12 protein-coding genes are annotated in these 13,711 nt (G+C 58.2%); 5 read left to right on the top strand and 7 right to left on the bottom strand.

The window, feature by feature from the left end; translation table 11 throughout:
- Positions 1-14 precede the first annotated feature (14 nt).
- The 4 genes from BACI348_RS13595 to BACI348_RS13580 are packed head-to-tail and all read right to left on the bottom strand — an operon-like array spanning position 15 to position 3,338.
- Positions 15-398, bottom strand: a complete 384-nt coding sequence (locus BACI348_RS13595) for a DUF2304 domain-containing protein (RefSeq protein ID WP_159826595.1) — start codon at positions 396-398, stop codon at positions 15-17.
- Positions 392-1,150: a glycosyltransferase family 2 protein gene (locus BACI348_RS13590; protein WP_201298429.1), complete on the bottom strand. Its 759-nt coding sequence runs from the start codon at positions 1,148-1,150 to the stop codon at positions 392-394. The genes BACI348_RS13595 and BACI348_RS13590 overlap by 7 nt, the downstream gene beginning before the upstream one ends.
- Before the next feature lie 14 nt (positions 1,151-1,164).
- Positions 1,165-2,064 carry a glycosyltransferase gene (locus BACI348_RS13585; protein WP_159826593.1) on the bottom strand — a complete coding sequence of 300 codons (900 nt, stop codon included), beginning with the start codon at positions 2,062-2,064 and terminating at the stop codon, positions 1,165-1,167.
- A gap of 26 nt (positions 2,065-2,090) precedes the next feature.
- Positions 2,091-3,338: a polysaccharide biosynthesis protein gene (locus BACI348_RS13580; RefSeq protein WP_159826591.1), complete on the bottom strand. Its 1,248-nt coding sequence runs from the start codon at positions 3,336-3,338 to the stop codon at positions 2,091-2,093.
- Positions 3,339-3,436: 98 nt separating this feature from the next.
- Between BACI348_RS13580 and BACI348_RS13575 the strand changes: the two genes are divergently transcribed.
- Genes BACI348_RS13575 through BACI348_RS13565 form a run of 3 tightly spaced genes read left to right on the top strand, consistent with a single transcriptional unit; the run spans position 3,437 to position 6,654 of the window.
- The gene (locus BACI348_RS13575) at positions 3,437-4,204 is read left to right on the top strand and encodes a glycosyltransferase (RefSeq protein WP_236557558.1); all 768 of its coding nucleotides are present in this window, start codon (positions 3,437-3,439) and stop codon (positions 4,202-4,204) included.
- Between the two features lie 41 nt (positions 4,205-4,245).
- Entirely contained in the window at positions 4,246-5,244 is a 999-nt protein-coding gene (rfbB, locus tag BACI348_RS13570; protein ID WP_159826589.1) for a dTDP-glucose 4,6-dehydratase, read from the top strand.
- Between the two features lie 3 nt (positions 5,245-5,247).
- On the top strand, positions 5,248-6,654 hold the full coding sequence (locus BACI348_RS13565) for a sugar nucleotide-binding protein (RefSeq protein ID WP_159826587.1): 1,407 nt from the start codon (positions 5,248-5,250) through the stop codon (positions 6,652-6,654).
- A 70-nt stretch (positions 6,655-6,724) separates the two neighbouring features.
- On the opposite strand, the gene BACI348_RS13560 is transcribed toward BACI348_RS13565, so the two are convergent.
- Positions 6,725-8,350 (bottom strand): DUF2142 domain-containing protein, encoded by a 1,626-nt coding sequence (locus BACI348_RS13560; protein ID WP_268892344.1) that lies wholly within the window; start codon positions 8,348-8,350, stop codon positions 6,725-6,727.
- A 57-nt stretch (positions 8,351-8,407) separates the two neighbouring features.
- Positions 8,408-9,475 (bottom strand): substrate-binding domain-containing protein, encoded by a 1,068-nt coding sequence (locus BACI348_RS13555; protein WP_236557557.1) that lies wholly within the window; start codon positions 9,473-9,475, stop codon positions 8,408-8,410.
- 153 nt (positions 9,476-9,628) lie between these two features.
- Here BACI348_RS13555 and BACI348_RS13550 point away from each other — a divergent pair, with 153 nt between their 5' ends.
- On the top strand, positions 9,629-10,957 hold the full coding sequence (locus BACI348_RS13550) for a hypothetical protein (protein WP_159826581.1): 1,329 nt from the start codon (positions 9,629-9,631) through the stop codon (positions 10,955-10,957).
- Between the two features lie 29 nt (positions 10,958-10,986).
- Here BACI348_RS13550 and BACI348_RS13545 read toward each other — a convergent pair whose 3' ends face one another.
- Complete coding sequence (locus BACI348_RS13545) at positions 10,987-12,948, bottom strand: DUF7657 domain-containing protein (RefSeq protein ID WP_159826579.1); 1,962 nt, start codon at positions 12,946-12,948, stop codon at positions 10,987-10,989.
- Positions 12,949-13,241: 293 nt separating this feature from the next.
- On the opposite strand from BACI348_RS13545, the gene BACI348_RS13540 reads away from it, so the two are divergent.
- Positions 13,242-13,673, top strand: a complete 432-nt coding sequence (locus tag BACI348_RS13540) for a GtrA family protein (protein WP_268892343.1) — start codon at positions 13,242-13,244, stop codon at positions 13,671-13,673.
- Positions 13,674-13,711: the final 38 nt, after the last annotated feature.

Genomic DNA, 13,711 nt, shown 5'->3' with positions numbered 1-13,711 from the left:
TCGCGCGTGCTTCCTTACTGAGAGCTGGGCGAAGTTGCGGTGTCGCCTTTGTGCTCTTCTGCCGCGGGCAGTGCTTCAACTATGGCCCGGAGGATGGCTACCTCTTCGGCAAGCGTTCTGGTCTCGTCCTCAACAACCGAGATTTCCCACGACAAGTGAAGGCAGACTCCGAGGAGAAGGAGAATGCTGATGATGAACAACAGGTTGGAGGGCAACTGCACCCCAGCGAATTCGGTAACGATGGTCAGCAGCCGTGGAAATGCCGCCAAAACCAGGGTGCCCGTGCCGACAATCAGCCAAAGCGCTGCATACTTCTCCCGGAGCTTCTTCCGCCGCAGCATCTCAAAAACAACACCCACTATGGCGAGGGCGAGAACAAAGGCGGCTAGGTTCAGCATGCTGCAGGCTCCTGACTGACTACGCTGCTGGTTTGGATGTTGGACCGCTTGCGTGTCAGGGCAAAAAGTAATGCGAAAACGGAGCGGCCAAGATAGATGGCCGCCTTTACGGGGTTGTGGCTCGGGGTCCCGCCTTGCCGCGGACGCATGGCAACGGGTATCTGCGTCACTTTGCAGCCAGAACGTACGGCGACAACCAAGGAATCAATGGTGTCGCCCAAATACTCAGCCGGATAGTGGTCAAGATACTGGGCGATAGCTCTTTCATTCGCGGCACGGAAACCGGACGTTACGTCCGTGAGTCGGGTCTTGGCCAGTCCAGAGATAACGCGGGCGAGAAACTGCATGGCCCATTTGCGGGGACCCTTCACTTCGTAGTCACCACGATCAGCGAAGCGGGCACCGATGGAAATGTCTGCACGGTCAAGGCCGGCCAGGACCTCTTCAATGTTTCGCGGGTCGTGTTGCCCGTCAGCGTCGACCTGGATGACGCGCCGATACCCCGCCCGTTGCGCATATTTGAATCCAGCACGCATTGCTCCACCCACCCCAAGATTAAAGGGGAGGTTCAGCACAGTGGCACCCGCTGCTGCAGCGAGCTCCGCGGTCTCATCCCGGGAGCCGTCGTTCACCACAAGGACGTCATAAGGCATCCCCACCGAGAGAACCTCGCGAACAGTGTTGCCAACAGATTCTGCCTCATTCCAGGCAGGCATAATGACGAGGACCCGCGCAGAGGTATCAGTATTCATAGGGCTCCAATATATCAACGGCTCGTGACCCGGCTCGCCAGTTCGCTGCTGATGCGCCCCTGCCGGCCACCGAAGGAGTCCCGCAGGCCAGCCCAGGCGGCGGCGGCGAGTTGACCGCGGTCAGGGCTGAAGGTAAACCTCAACAGCTGGGCCTTGGCATCCTCAATCAGCCGGCGCAGCACCCACAGTGGCGCTTTCGCAAGGTAGCGCCGGGCCAACGTTGTTCCGTTGCGCATGATGTAGTACATCCTTAGCGGCGGATAATAGTTGAAGGACAACTCAGATCCGCCAAGCCGCACGGCATGTCCCATCAAGCGTGCAGGCAATCGCCGCCCCAGCCGATGGGCCACCTCACATCCCTGTCCTGCCAAAACCGAAAAACCCGAAGCTCGGGCGCGGGCGGTGTATTCAGAATCCACGCAATCAATAAAAAACCCTGCCTCGAACTGACCCAAGGAATCGATTGTTTCCATAGGAACGAAGAAGCCTGATTGCATGGGGTCGAAGGCTTCGTGAAACTGATGCCGGGCCTTGACCGTCGGTACCCGGTGGCCAGAAAAGGACTCTGCAGTTACAAAGCCGACTTTGATGCCGGCCCCAACGGCGTCGTCGTAAGTATTCAGGGCAGACGAGACATAGTTGGGCACCGGCATTGAATCCTGGTCAAAGGTCAGCACAAAGTCAGGAGTGGCGTTGCTTGCCAGAGCCTCGATACCACGGTTCAGTGCTGCGCCAATACCCGAATTCTCAGGCTGGTGAACAACGGTTATGCCAAGGGCCGCGAGATCGGCGAAGATGCTTTCGGCGTTTGATCCACCGCTGCAGTCATCCACCACGACCAGCTCATCTACCTGCTTCAGGATTGCTTGAGCGTTGGCAATGAGATCGGTATCGGGGTTATATGCTGCGATCACGGCGCCGATGCGCCTCTGTCGTGTTGTCAAAGTGTGGATCCTACTTTCTGACTTTCCCCGGGCATTGCGCGCAGCAAGCCTGCGGCAGGTATGAGCAGGCCAACGAACAGCACCGCCTCGCTGACCGCCATCCCCAGGGCTACGCCGGGAACATTTGAGCTTAACCCGGAGGCCACCATGAGGGATATGCCGATCACGGCCGAGACTGCTGTCCATCGAAGAACAGTGTTTTGACGCCCGGCCGGTATCAGGACGTTGCGGATGAACGGGGTGGAAGCTGAGAGAAACAAAAAGGAGAGTCCGTAAAAAAGTGAGGTCAGGTGATCCGCTTTGACATCCTCGCCGAACATCACGCTGGAAATCCAGGGACATAGGAGTGCAAGCACCAACCCGCCGCCTACACCGAGCAGGATATGTGAGGTCAAGGCGATAGCGTGACGTCGCTTTGGATTGAGTGCATCGTGTTCCAGCGCCCAACCCTGAAAGGTATTCCCGAGTGCCACGATGCTGAACAGGCCCAAACGATAGATACTGTCGGCTGAAGCAAAACCTGCAGTGTCGGCGGCTGTGGGAACTGTTGAGGTTGCAATCGGTACAGGCGAGGAAGCATAGGCGCTCCCAGTCAGATTAACTCCTGCCGTGCCGGCCTGGGCAATGAGTTCGCGGTAGGCCGCAACCGGGCTTTTGGGGAACCAGGAGCCCTTCTCGCCGAATCTCCGCTGAAAGCTGGTCAGCGCTGAGACGGTGGCGACGACAGAAAGTACTCCGTATATCCAGATCTGCCCTGTTGCAAGTATTAGAGGGGCGCTGAGCAGGGCGGCCAGGAACCTGGGAAGGGTGTCAAAGATTGCCAGGATACGCGGTTGACCAATGCCAATCCCGAACCAGGCAGGCGAAAATCCAGTCAGGGCCGTTGCCCATGCCATCGTCACGGCGTCCAGCCGGTATCCATCATGTGCGACGAAGATCACCAAGACGCTCATGACGGGCAGAACGACGGAGGCAATGATCAGGCGGGAACGCATACTTGCCGAGTACGTCGCAGCGCGCTCCTGCGGCGTCCGGCTCCGGGCAACAGCCACAGGCCCCGCGATGTTCCAGCTCCAGAGAATGAACGTGGCAGCAAAGACACCGATGGCTTGCCCCGCCGTGATGCTTGACCATCCCGGCGCCCCAACCACCCGTGCAATGACAGGCAAAAGAAGGAAGGGAAGTACCAGCGCGAGAAGGGGGAGGATCGTGAAGCCTGCCAGCCGGAGCAGTACGGGTTTCATGGCAGGTAGAATCCTATTGCTCGACGGCATGACCATTCGATGATACGCGATCGGTTACGGCTGACCTCCGTCACCAAACCCATGTGGAGTAGTGAAAAATGAACGATGCAACGTCCGGGCATCCTGCACAAATTCGGGCAAGCGTCTGCATGGCCACCTACCGGGGAACCCAGTTTGTCGAGGAACAGGTAACCTCCATTCTCCGGGAGTTGGGACCCGACGATGAGCTGGTCATCGTGGACGACGCGTCACCCGATGAAACCGCCGCCGTCGTCCGAGGCATCGACGACAGCCGGATCCGACTGGTAGTCGCGCAACAAAACCAGGGTTATGTGCGCACCTTCGAAGAAGCAATCCGGCTCAGTCGTGGTCAGTTCATCTTTCTCTCCGACCAGGATGATATCTGGATCCAGGGGCGCCTGGATCGCATGGTGGCAGCACTGGAATCTGACCAGGTCGTCGCAAGCAACTTCGATATTCTGGGCGGAGGGCCGCGCCCCTGGATCCCCGAATTGCGCTCATCGGACTCGACCAGGAACGTGGCTAACCTTTGGGGAATACTCATCGGCTATCGCGCCTACTACGGCTGCGCCATGGGGTTTCGGCGGGAAGCCCTGCCACTGGTGGTGCCGATCCCTCCGTATGTGCGGGAGTCGCACGACCTGTGGCTGGCTATTTGCGGGAACATGATCCGCTCCGTGGCCCACCTGGACCAGTCGACAGTACTCCGTAGGCTTCACGACGATAACCAAACACCCGCGGGCTGGCGCTCCCTGCGTAAGATCGTAGCCGCGCGCATCATGCTGGTCAGGCTCATGGTCGAGGCGTTCAAGCGGAGGCGCAAGACGCGCTGGTCGCCGGCCTAGGAAGTTAGAGTCCCCGAATAAACGTTGGGTAGGCTGGTCGCATGCAGAAACTTCTTGTGACCGGTGGTGCCGGCTTCATCGGTTCAAACTTTGTCCACTACGTCCTTGAGAATACCGGGGACCACGTCACGGTGTTGGACAAGCTGACTTACGCCGGAAACTTGGAATCATTGAAGGGCTTGCCGGGGGACCGGTTCAGCTTCGTCCAGGGCGACATTGCCGATGCGGGCCTGGTGGACCGGCTGGTGGCCGAGACAGATGTTGTGGTCCATTACGCCGCTGAATCGCACAACGACAACTCTTTGCACGACCCGCGCCCGTTCCTGGACACCAACATCATCGGCACGTACACGCTGATTGAAGCGGCCCGGAAGCACAACAAGCGCTTCCACCACATCTCCACGGACGAGGTCTACGGCGACCTGGAGCTCGACGACCCGGAGCGGTTCACCGAGCAGACACCGTACAACCCCTCCAGCCCCTACTCGTCCACAAAAGCCGGCTCCGACTTGCTGGTCCGCGCCTGGGTACGCTCCTTTGGGCTGCGGGCGACCATCAGTAACTGCTCGAACAACTATGGCCCGTACCAGCACGTGGAGAAGTTCATCCCGCGGCAAATCACCAACGTGATCGATGGAATCCGCCCGAAACTCTATGGCAAGGGCGAGAACGTCCGGGACTGGATCCACGCCAACGACCACTCCTCCGCGGTCCTGGCCATCATCGCCAAAGGCAAGATCGGCGAAACCTACCTGATCGGCGCGGACGGGGAAAAGAACAACAAGGACGTCGTCGAACTGATCCTGAAGCACATGGGCCAGTCGCCCGATGCGTATGATCACGTCGTGGACCGGCCCGGCCACGACCTGCGCTATGCCATCGATTCCACCAAACTGCGCGACGAACTCGGCTGGGAACCGCAGTTCTCCAACTTCGACGCCGGCATCGAAGACACCATCGCCTGGTACCGCGAGAACGAAGACTGGTGGCGCCCCCAGAAAGCCCAGACGGAAGCGAAGTACAAGGAACAGGGCCAGTAGAGGATGTCCATCGAGTTCGCGAAGAAGTTGGCAACCCACGAAACTCCCATCCCTGGCGTCGTCGTTTATGACCTCCCTGTTCACGGAGATAACCGCGGTTGGTTCAAGGAGAACTGGCAGCGGGAAAAGATGGTCGCCCTAGGGCTGCCCGACTTCCGGCCGGTCCAGAACAATATTTCCTTCAACGAGAAGGCCGGTACCACGCGCGGCATCCATGCCGAGCCGTGGGACAAGTTCATTTCTGTCGCTACCGGGAGGATCTTTGGGGCTTGGGTTGATCTTCGGGAGGGTCCTTCGTTCGGCGCTGTATTCACTGCCGAACTGGACGCGAGTCAGGCGATTTTCATTCCTCGGGGCGTGGGCAATGCTTTCCAGACATTGGTAGATAACACTGCCTACACTTACCTGGTGAATGACCATTGGTCGGCGGACGCCCAGGGAAAATACACTTTCCTGAATCTGGCCGACGAGTCAGCCGCCATTCAGTGGCCTATCTCCTTGGACCGGGCAGAGCTCTCTGATAAAGACAAGGCCCATCCGAGGCTGGGTGACGTCGTGCCCATGCCTCCAAAGAAGGTCCTTGTTGTTGGTGCGGACGGCCAGCTTGGTAGGGCGTTGCGGGCAGAGTATGCCGGCGATGCGTCAGTCGAGTTCGCTGGTCGCCGTGAGTTTGATATCACCAGCGCCGAGGCCTTCGCCCACCGTGACTGGAAGAACTACTCGACGATTATTAACGCGGCGGCGTACACGGCTGTGGATGCCGCTGAAAGCGCAGAAGGCCGGACGGCGGCCTGGGACCACAACGTGTCTGGTGTGGCACGCCTGGCGAGAACCGCCGTCGAACATGATCTGGTCCTCGTCCACGTTTCCTCCGACTATGTCTTCGACGGGGCTCGCGACGTGCATGATGAGAGCGAGAAAGTCTCGCCTCTTGGCGTCTACGGTCAGACAAAGGCCGCAGGGGATGCTGTGGTCAGCGTAGTGCCAAAACACTACATCGTTCGCACCAGTTGGGTTATCGGTGACGGGAATAATTTCGTCCGGACCATGGCGTCCCTCGCATCCCGAGGAGTCAAACCCTCAGTGGTAAACGACCAAATCGGGCGGTTGAGCTTCACCCAGGACATCGCTGCGGGCATCCGGCACCTACTTGACAGCAATGCCCCGCATGGAACCTATAACCTAAGCAACGACGGTGAACCCCAGACGTGGGCAGACATTGCTGCCGATGTATACGCTCTGGCGGGGGCGGGGCGTGACGCCGTGACGGGCGTGAGTACAGCAGAGTACTTCAATGGGAAGGCTGCTGCTCCCAGGCCCCTTAACAGTCTCCTGGACCTTACCCGCATCAAGGCAACAGGGTTCAGTCCAGAGTCTGCACAAAAGCGCCTCCGGGAGTACCTGGGCTGAGCCCGGGCGCTGACAAAAAAGTGCCGGGTGTGGTTCCTTTTAGGAACTGCACCCGGCACTTTTGTTGCCGCTACCGCTTGCCTGGTTCTGTTCCTGGCTTAAACCGTGTCCTGCGCACAGGAACACGCAGCAGGCGGTGACCCGGATAGAGATATGCATAAAGCCGATGAGCCGCAGTGGCAAGCACAACTGCGTACAGGACCGTCAGGGCAAACCAGCCCAGGGGCGGCTGCCAACTTGGCTGGCTGATCATGGTTTGCCAGTTACTGATCTCCTCGATCCCAACCACATAGCGGCGCAGAACGTAGAGGAAGGATAATACGTGCGCCACGACTGCGGTAACTATGAGGATCCGTGCGATCGCCCGGCTTTTTGATCCTTGGGGAAAGTGCTGTGTGCGCATGGCCATTCCAGCCGAAACAAGAGCGATCAGCACTAGAGGCAAGTTGTATCGTCCCTGCCAGAAGAACCCCACCGTAGTCACCAGCGATGCCTGAAGAGCCGCAGGAACAATCGCCAGCGCACCAAGTGCAAAGAGCGCGCCCCAAAGAAGTTTCCGCGGCTTGGCAAGTAAGGCCAGTAGGAGCAGAGCGATGAACAACAGACTCCAATAGGCGATGGCGGCCTGGGGTACAGGAGTGTCCAGCCACCCAACCACGCCTACATACTGTGGGATGAAATCGAAGGTTCGGTCCAGCATTGTCAGGAAGGCCCGGTACAGCGGTACCCCGGGTGCAGGGTTGGCGATCCCCTCCGGGGCGGTGCCAGTGGAGGGCGGGGCGTTCATGCCCACGAATATCCAGACCAGCCCAAGTACCACACCTATGGCGGCCAGGCAGCTGGCTCCCCAGACATATCGGTTGGCCAGAAGGGGCCGTATCTGCGACCATCGGAAAAAGAGGGCTGCAGTAACTACAGCGCAAAAAAGCCAGACCAATGATACTGAGCGCGTGTTGGCGAGGACTGCTGCGCTGACCCCGACAGTGAATATCGCGGGCACGACCGTCTGTAATTTGTTTGAGTTGTCCAGCACTGCAAGAAGCCCACAGAAGGCTGCCATGGTTGCTGCGATTTCTATGGAGTTTGGGTTGATCCCGGACGACAGAAAAAGAATCATAGGAGTGACGCTGACAGAGGCGGCGAGGGTTGGCCACTTCGGTTTTCGAAGCTGACCCAACGCCCTAAACGCCGCCGCATAGAAGAGGGCAGACGCAACTACGCTGACAATTCGCATCGCGTAGATATTGGCGGCGCCCGTCAACACAAGGCTTGGCAGGCCAACCGCCCAATAGTACAAGGGGTTATATGTTCCCGCCGAGGTAACGCCAATCACATTAAAGTTGTCCCCTGCCGGAATTTCGGGTGCACAGTCTGCCGTGCGCTCACGATAAAACGCGAAACATTTCTGCGCCTCGAGGTTAGCAATCTGAGAGGGCACCTGGGCATGCACGCCATTCCCAAACGATTGCCCTGGTTCTACGGCGACCTGGCCGCGTACCACCGCCGCCGCCCTGATCGTATGTGACGGCTCATCCGGATAAGCCATGAGGGGAGTCGCAAGGGCCCACAGGGTGCCTAGGGCTGCGAAAAGCACAAATAGACGGACGAAGGAACGCTGCCCGGCTTGTGGCGGTATAGCCACGGAAAGACGAGCGCGCAAGGCATTCGTCCTGTCCGCGAGTGATGAGGCCGACATGTTACTCCGTCTGCTCGTGTCGTGGTTGGTTGGCCGGGGATCCGGGACTGCCATCGGTCAGCGTAAGGGCTCTATTGTGCCAGCGAGCCCCCGGGAAGCCCTAAGTGCGTCATCGCTCGGAGAGTAAATTCCTGCCAGGATACGTCCCTTGGTTTGGCCTGGCTCGCTGACTGTGTATTGCGCCCAGGACTTCACTAGCGTGGCGATCACCTCGTTCCCGTAACCCGAACAAAACACTTGGTAATTCACCATTGCCAGAGGGTATCCGCCGGTGGCCGACTCCGTGTTCACCGATACGCCGTTGGGGCTAATGGCAACTCCGCTTGCCGCGATGGCTTCGTTGATGGCTTCCGTAGTTGGCTGTGCAAATCCGTCGGCGAACTTGACTGCCACCGTATTGAAGCGGGTTCCGATGTCGCCGATGGGCATGAAGGCAATAGTTCCGAAGTGGTCATCCACCTCCTGCGCGATATCACCTTCCTTCTCAACGGCAGTGCCCGGCGGAGAGCCGGGCCAGGTTCGTGACGCACCTTGAGTCCATTCGCCGCCGCCGTCCGCCGCCAGATGTGCGGTCGCAGCCATGGTGAGCGCTGTTGATTCCTTTGTCGTAACCGGAACTATGTCGTCTTGGGGAAGGTCAAGCGAGGGATTGAGCGCTGCAATGGCCGGGTCATCCCACTCTTGGATGGTGCCCGAAAAGATTGCCGCGAGAATGGGAGTGTCCAACTTCAGTCCGCGGGTGGCGCCGAGGTTGTAGGCGACGCCAATAGGAGTTACGGAGGTAGGCAGCGAGAAAGCTCCTTTGGGTCCGCATTGTGCGGTCGACGCCGCTGCGTCCGCCTCGCTTAGTGGTGCGTCTGTGGTCGCTACGTAGGTGTCCCCGCTAAGCAATGCCTGTAGGCCCACTTCCGGCCCGTCGGGTGAGTAACTTACTGAAGTCCCCTTATTCAGGCTTGACCATTCCCGGCTCCAAGCATTGATGGCGCCTTGCTGCGTGCCGCTGCCGACTATGATCAAGGCGCCGCGTACCGTGTCTGGACTTCCGGCGGAGGCACAGCCTGTGAGCAATGCAAGGCAGCAGGCACCTATTGACCATGAGTACCTCGTGGACCGCCGGCTAAACACAAGGAATTCCCTTCTGTTGGATTGGATTCAAAGTGGACCGATATCGGCTACCGGCTCTCACTAGACTAGCGTTGCTGTCGTGTGCCGCCGGAATCGTCTGTACGAGTAGCAGCCTCCGTTTGCCTGGTATCGCCACGAACGCGAAGGAGAACCGTGAAGTTCCAGATGGGCCTCTTACGGCCATTTGATCTCCGTACGAGCCTCCGCCGTGCCTGGCTCGTTGCATTGGCGATCCTCATGTTGTCGCTCGTCGCCTTTGGCAGGATACCGGCGTCCGCCAGGGGTGTCCTCTGGGCGGAGGATGGTGGCATCTTTCTCCGTGATGCTATGGCCAGGAGAGGCCTCCTGGACATCACCGCTCCCTATGATGGGTACCTGCACCTCATACCCAGGCTGGCTGCCAAAATCGTTGTGCGTTTCTTCGGCGTGGATGACTATGCACTGGCGATGAACTTTCTTGGTTGTCTTGTGGCGGCAACGGTTGCTGTGGCGGTGTTTTACTGCTCGAAGGAATTGACGTCCAACCTGTATGCCCGATTGGCGTGGGCTTCGATCACTGTACTTGTTGCACCTGCGCCCTTGGAAACGCTGGGAAATTTCGCGAACATCCACTCATACTTCCTTTGGTTAACGCCCTGGCTTCTTTTGAAGCGGGCAAGTTCGCGAACTTCAGCAGCACTGCTTTTCCTTGCGGCATTGGCTGTTTCCCTTACCGAAATCGTCGCCGTACTGTTCCTGCCTTTGCTTGCATTCCAGATCCGTGACAGGACACTCTGGCCGGCGAGATTCGGATTGGCTGCAGGGCTCACCTTCCAAGCTATTGCGACAGTGGCCAGTCCTCGATCGCATCCCGAAAGTTTCCCGCTAAGTTTTCCATCCGTCATTATTGGCTGGTTTCTCAATAGTCCGGCTGCCTTGGTTTACGGCAACTCAGCCACCATCATCAGCTCGATCCAACATCACGGGGCCTGGGCTGTTGTGGTGGCGACTGCGCCATTCGCATTTGCCGTGGGGTTCGTGTTCTGGAAGGGCTCGCGGCAACAGAAAGCGCTGGGCATTCTCTTTCTCTACGCTTCGGCTGGTGTTTGGATTATGACGCAATTCGTGAATTTCCAGGAGTACTTCGACTATGCGGCCTTTGACGCTGAACGCTGGAAAACGTTCTTCTTGTCCCGTTATTCAACGGTGCCGTCCATGTTTGTCTTGGCATTGCTTCCCCTCGGGGCGTTGTGTGGTCGAGACCCCATCCGCTGGCCGGGAGTAACGCTGCTCACCGGGTTCGTGTTGTTACAGCTGGTGTATTTCTTTCCCCAAAACACCGCACGGAACGACGGGCCGGACTGGCAGACGGGTGTGCGGGCTGCCCGCCAGGAGTGCACCAACGATCCTGCCCTTCAGAACGCATTCGTAGACATAGCGCCGGACGATTGGCTAAAGGGGGGACTGGCACTCAAATGTGCGGAGTTGAGGCCAAGCCCGTGACAACCTGAACTGGAGCCGGCCGGCCGGTCCTAGAGGAACTTGTAGACAAACATTGTTTGTCCCGACCAGGTCAAGACGCGCCCCGGTACCAGACAGCTGCTGGTCAGGACCTGGAGAGAAGTTATGCCGGCGAGGTTGGGAACCTTTTGTTTCAGCTCGCAAGGATCGGCGCGAACTATCGCCGAATCGGAGCCGTTATTATCGAATGTCACTGGCTGTCCGGGCAACCACTGGAAGTAAATGAACCCGCCGCCGCGGTTCCATTCATGGGCATGCTCTGATTCCGGGTCGAGTTTTGACCAAGCTGCTTTATTCGGTCCCGACCTTTGAACCCCGCTCAGGGAGGGGACGCCATTGGCGAGCATGACGGTGTCCAGAGCAGGTGAGTCGGATACCCAGACTTCACCGCGGGCGGCCGCGGTTTTGCCCTCCTCGCGTAAATATGTTGCGGTATCCGACGCCCTTAGGTCTCCCAGTCCAAAGAGCAGGGGATTCGTATCGATCACAGGCAGCGTGACCAGGGCTGCTGTGAGAATCAGGGGCCAAAGCTTAGTGTGGAAACGCACAAGGCAAAAGGTAGCCAAAGCCACCGCAGCAGCAACGGCAAGTATCAGTGGCTGTGTAATAACGGGTAGGTAGGACTGCTGCAGTGCGGATGCAGCGTATGCGGAGATTAGGCCGCACACCACACCAGCCACCGCGGCAATCCGAAGGTTCTTCCCCTGTTGCAGGCGGGAAAGGACGAGGCAAACCAGTATCGCCCCGAGGATTCCACAAACCTGTGCAGCCCGTGCAGGCTGCACGTAGTTGAGGAGCGGTATAGCTGCGCCTCTGTCACCGAAGTTGACCGTGCACCACGCCAGCCATATCAAGCCAAATACTGACATCACGATGAGGACGACGTTGTCCCGCAGCTTACCGAACTCCCTGAGGCCTACGAGTAGCAGGGCGGCAAGGACAAATGTGATGGTGTAAGCAGTGGAAAGTTCGCTTTCATTGCTTCCGACAGGTGTCATATCACGCAAAGAACCAAGCGCTGGAGCTCCGAACAGCATGCCGAATGGTTGCGCCGCCCCGGTCGAGCGCCGCGACCCGGGGTATACCGTTTCCAGCAAGGCAGCAATGCCCGCACGATTTTCCCAAAGCATGCCCGCCGCGAAGATAACGGCAACAGATCCCGCGGTCGCCAACGCCATAATCTTCGGCCGCCAGGCGCCCCGCGCGGCAAAGATCCAAGCGACGCTCGCCGAAAGCAACGGCAGGCCGAGGACCAAGGACCAGGGAATATAAAAACTCGGCAGCCCGGCTAAGAGAATTCCCGAGGTGATGCACTGGGCCACAGGGATGAGCCGCTGGCCTAGAGCAAATCGCTTGTACGCGGAAAGCAGCAAACTCGACCCGGCCAGGGTGTATGCAATCAATTGAATCGGCATCATTGTCCACCAGGAAGCGGCGGGGGAAAGTGCTATTAGAGTGGCAGCCAGCCAACCCCAACGTCGTCCGGCTCCGATCTGAGTGAACCATTTCGGCAAGAATAAGAAGAGAACGAGCGCCGGAAGCCACCAGTGCGCGGCGAACACCATGGCATCCGGCAGGAACTGGGCGGTTCTTAGGAGGGTTGAGTCAAAGAACACGAACGTCTCGAAAAAACCGCCGGAGGGATAGCGGTGGACGAGGTCGGCTGCTGCGGCCAAAACACTCGTTGTCGGAGCACCTCCCGTCGCCATAATCGAAAGCACTATCGGTGAGAAAGCGTTATATTCGTCCGCGCGAATAGGCGAGGAGTCGCCCACCTGATAACCAAGCGGATTAGCCGGATCCTGCCGCAGGGTCGACATTCCGATCGAAGAAGTCGTTGCGCCGAGAAGTGTGGCCAAAATATATGCCACAATCACCAGTAGTTTCAGTATGTTGTCATTCCGTATCAGCCACTCTTTTATCCGCCGCTTATTAGGAACGGCGAGAGAAGAACGTGATTGTAATAATGTCAACCTAAAAGTCCTCGGTGTCGATGTGGCGGTGCGAAAAGAGGCCTGCGCGGAGCCTTCTTCCGGTAAAAGCTTGGCTGGAGCCCAGTATGCTAGCCTATACCGTGGCATGGCTTGTCGAAGACGGAGCATCGGCACCGTCACCATCTCCGCCTACACGAGCCGCGGCAAAGCTGCGATGGCGGTCTTACGACAATCCGCTCTTGTCCTCCCTGAGCCAAGCGTTGCTCAGCGCGTCATCGGCGTCATGATGCGGCGAGTCGGACGTCCCTATATCTCGAAAATTAAGAGGATAAGTGCTTAGAAGGCATTCAAAGCGTGTACTGAATAATGAGCTGGCTCGATTTGTCATCGTAGGCGGCCTGTCATTCGCGATTGATCTTGGCCTTTTAATGCTCCTCCATGAGGTTTTTTTCGTGGAGCTGTGGATTGCCACTCCTATTGCCTTTCTGACCAGCTTGGCATTCAATTTTGCGCTCCAGCGGGTCTTTACGTTCCGCGCGACGAATGGTAAGAGTGTCAGTTTTCTGAAGTACTGCCTTCTCGTTGTTTTCAACACTCTGGCCGTGGATGTCATCGTCAATCTCATTGACTGGCTTGGGGCAGGCTATCAGGTGGGAAAAGTCGTTTCCACCGTAATGATCACTGCCTGGAACTTTCTCCTGTATAAGCACTGGATATTTCGAGGTTCCTCTTCTGCCGCGGAAACGCAAAAAATGAGCGCTTGAGGGTTTCCGCTGCCATATCGCGTAGAGCCCAGCGGCAG

Source organism: Arthrobacter sp. 9AX (assembly GCF_902506095.1).
Taxonomy (GTDB): Bacteria; Actinomycetota; Actinomycetes; order Actinomycetales; family Micrococcaceae; genus Arthrobacter.
Note: the sequence above shows the minus strand (reverse complement) of the source record. Positions and strands in the feature narration are given on the sequence as shown.

Bases quoted from the DNA above. Each gene is read 5' to 3' on its own strand.
- BACI348_RS13595 (WP_159826595.1), bottom strand. From the start codon at position 398: ATGCTGAACCTAGCCGCCTTTGTTCTCGCCCTCGCCATAGTGGGTGTT.
- BACI348_RS13590 (WP_201298429.1), bottom strand. From the start codon at position 1,150: ATGAATACTGATACCTCTGCGCGGGTCCTCGTCATTATGCCTGCCTGG.
- BACI348_RS13580 (WP_159826591.1), bottom strand. From the start codon at position 3,338: ATGAAACCCGTACTGCTCCGGCTGGCAGGCTTCACGATCCTCCCCCTT.
- BACI348_RS13575 (WP_236557558.1), top strand. From the start codon at position 3,437: ATGAACGATGCAACGTCCGGGCATCCTGCACAAATTCGGGCAAGCGTC.
- rfbB (WP_159826589.1), top strand. From the start codon at position 4,246: ATGCAGAAACTTCTTGTGACCGGTGGTGCCGGCTTCATCGGTTCAAAC.
- BACI348_RS13565 (WP_159826587.1), top strand. From the start codon at position 5,248: ATGTCCATCGAGTTCGCGAAGAAGTTGGCAACCCACGAAACTCCCATC.
- BACI348_RS13560 (WP_268892344.1), bottom strand. From the start codon at position 8,350: ATGTCGGCCTCATCACTCGCGGACAGGACGAATGCCTTGCGCGCTCGT.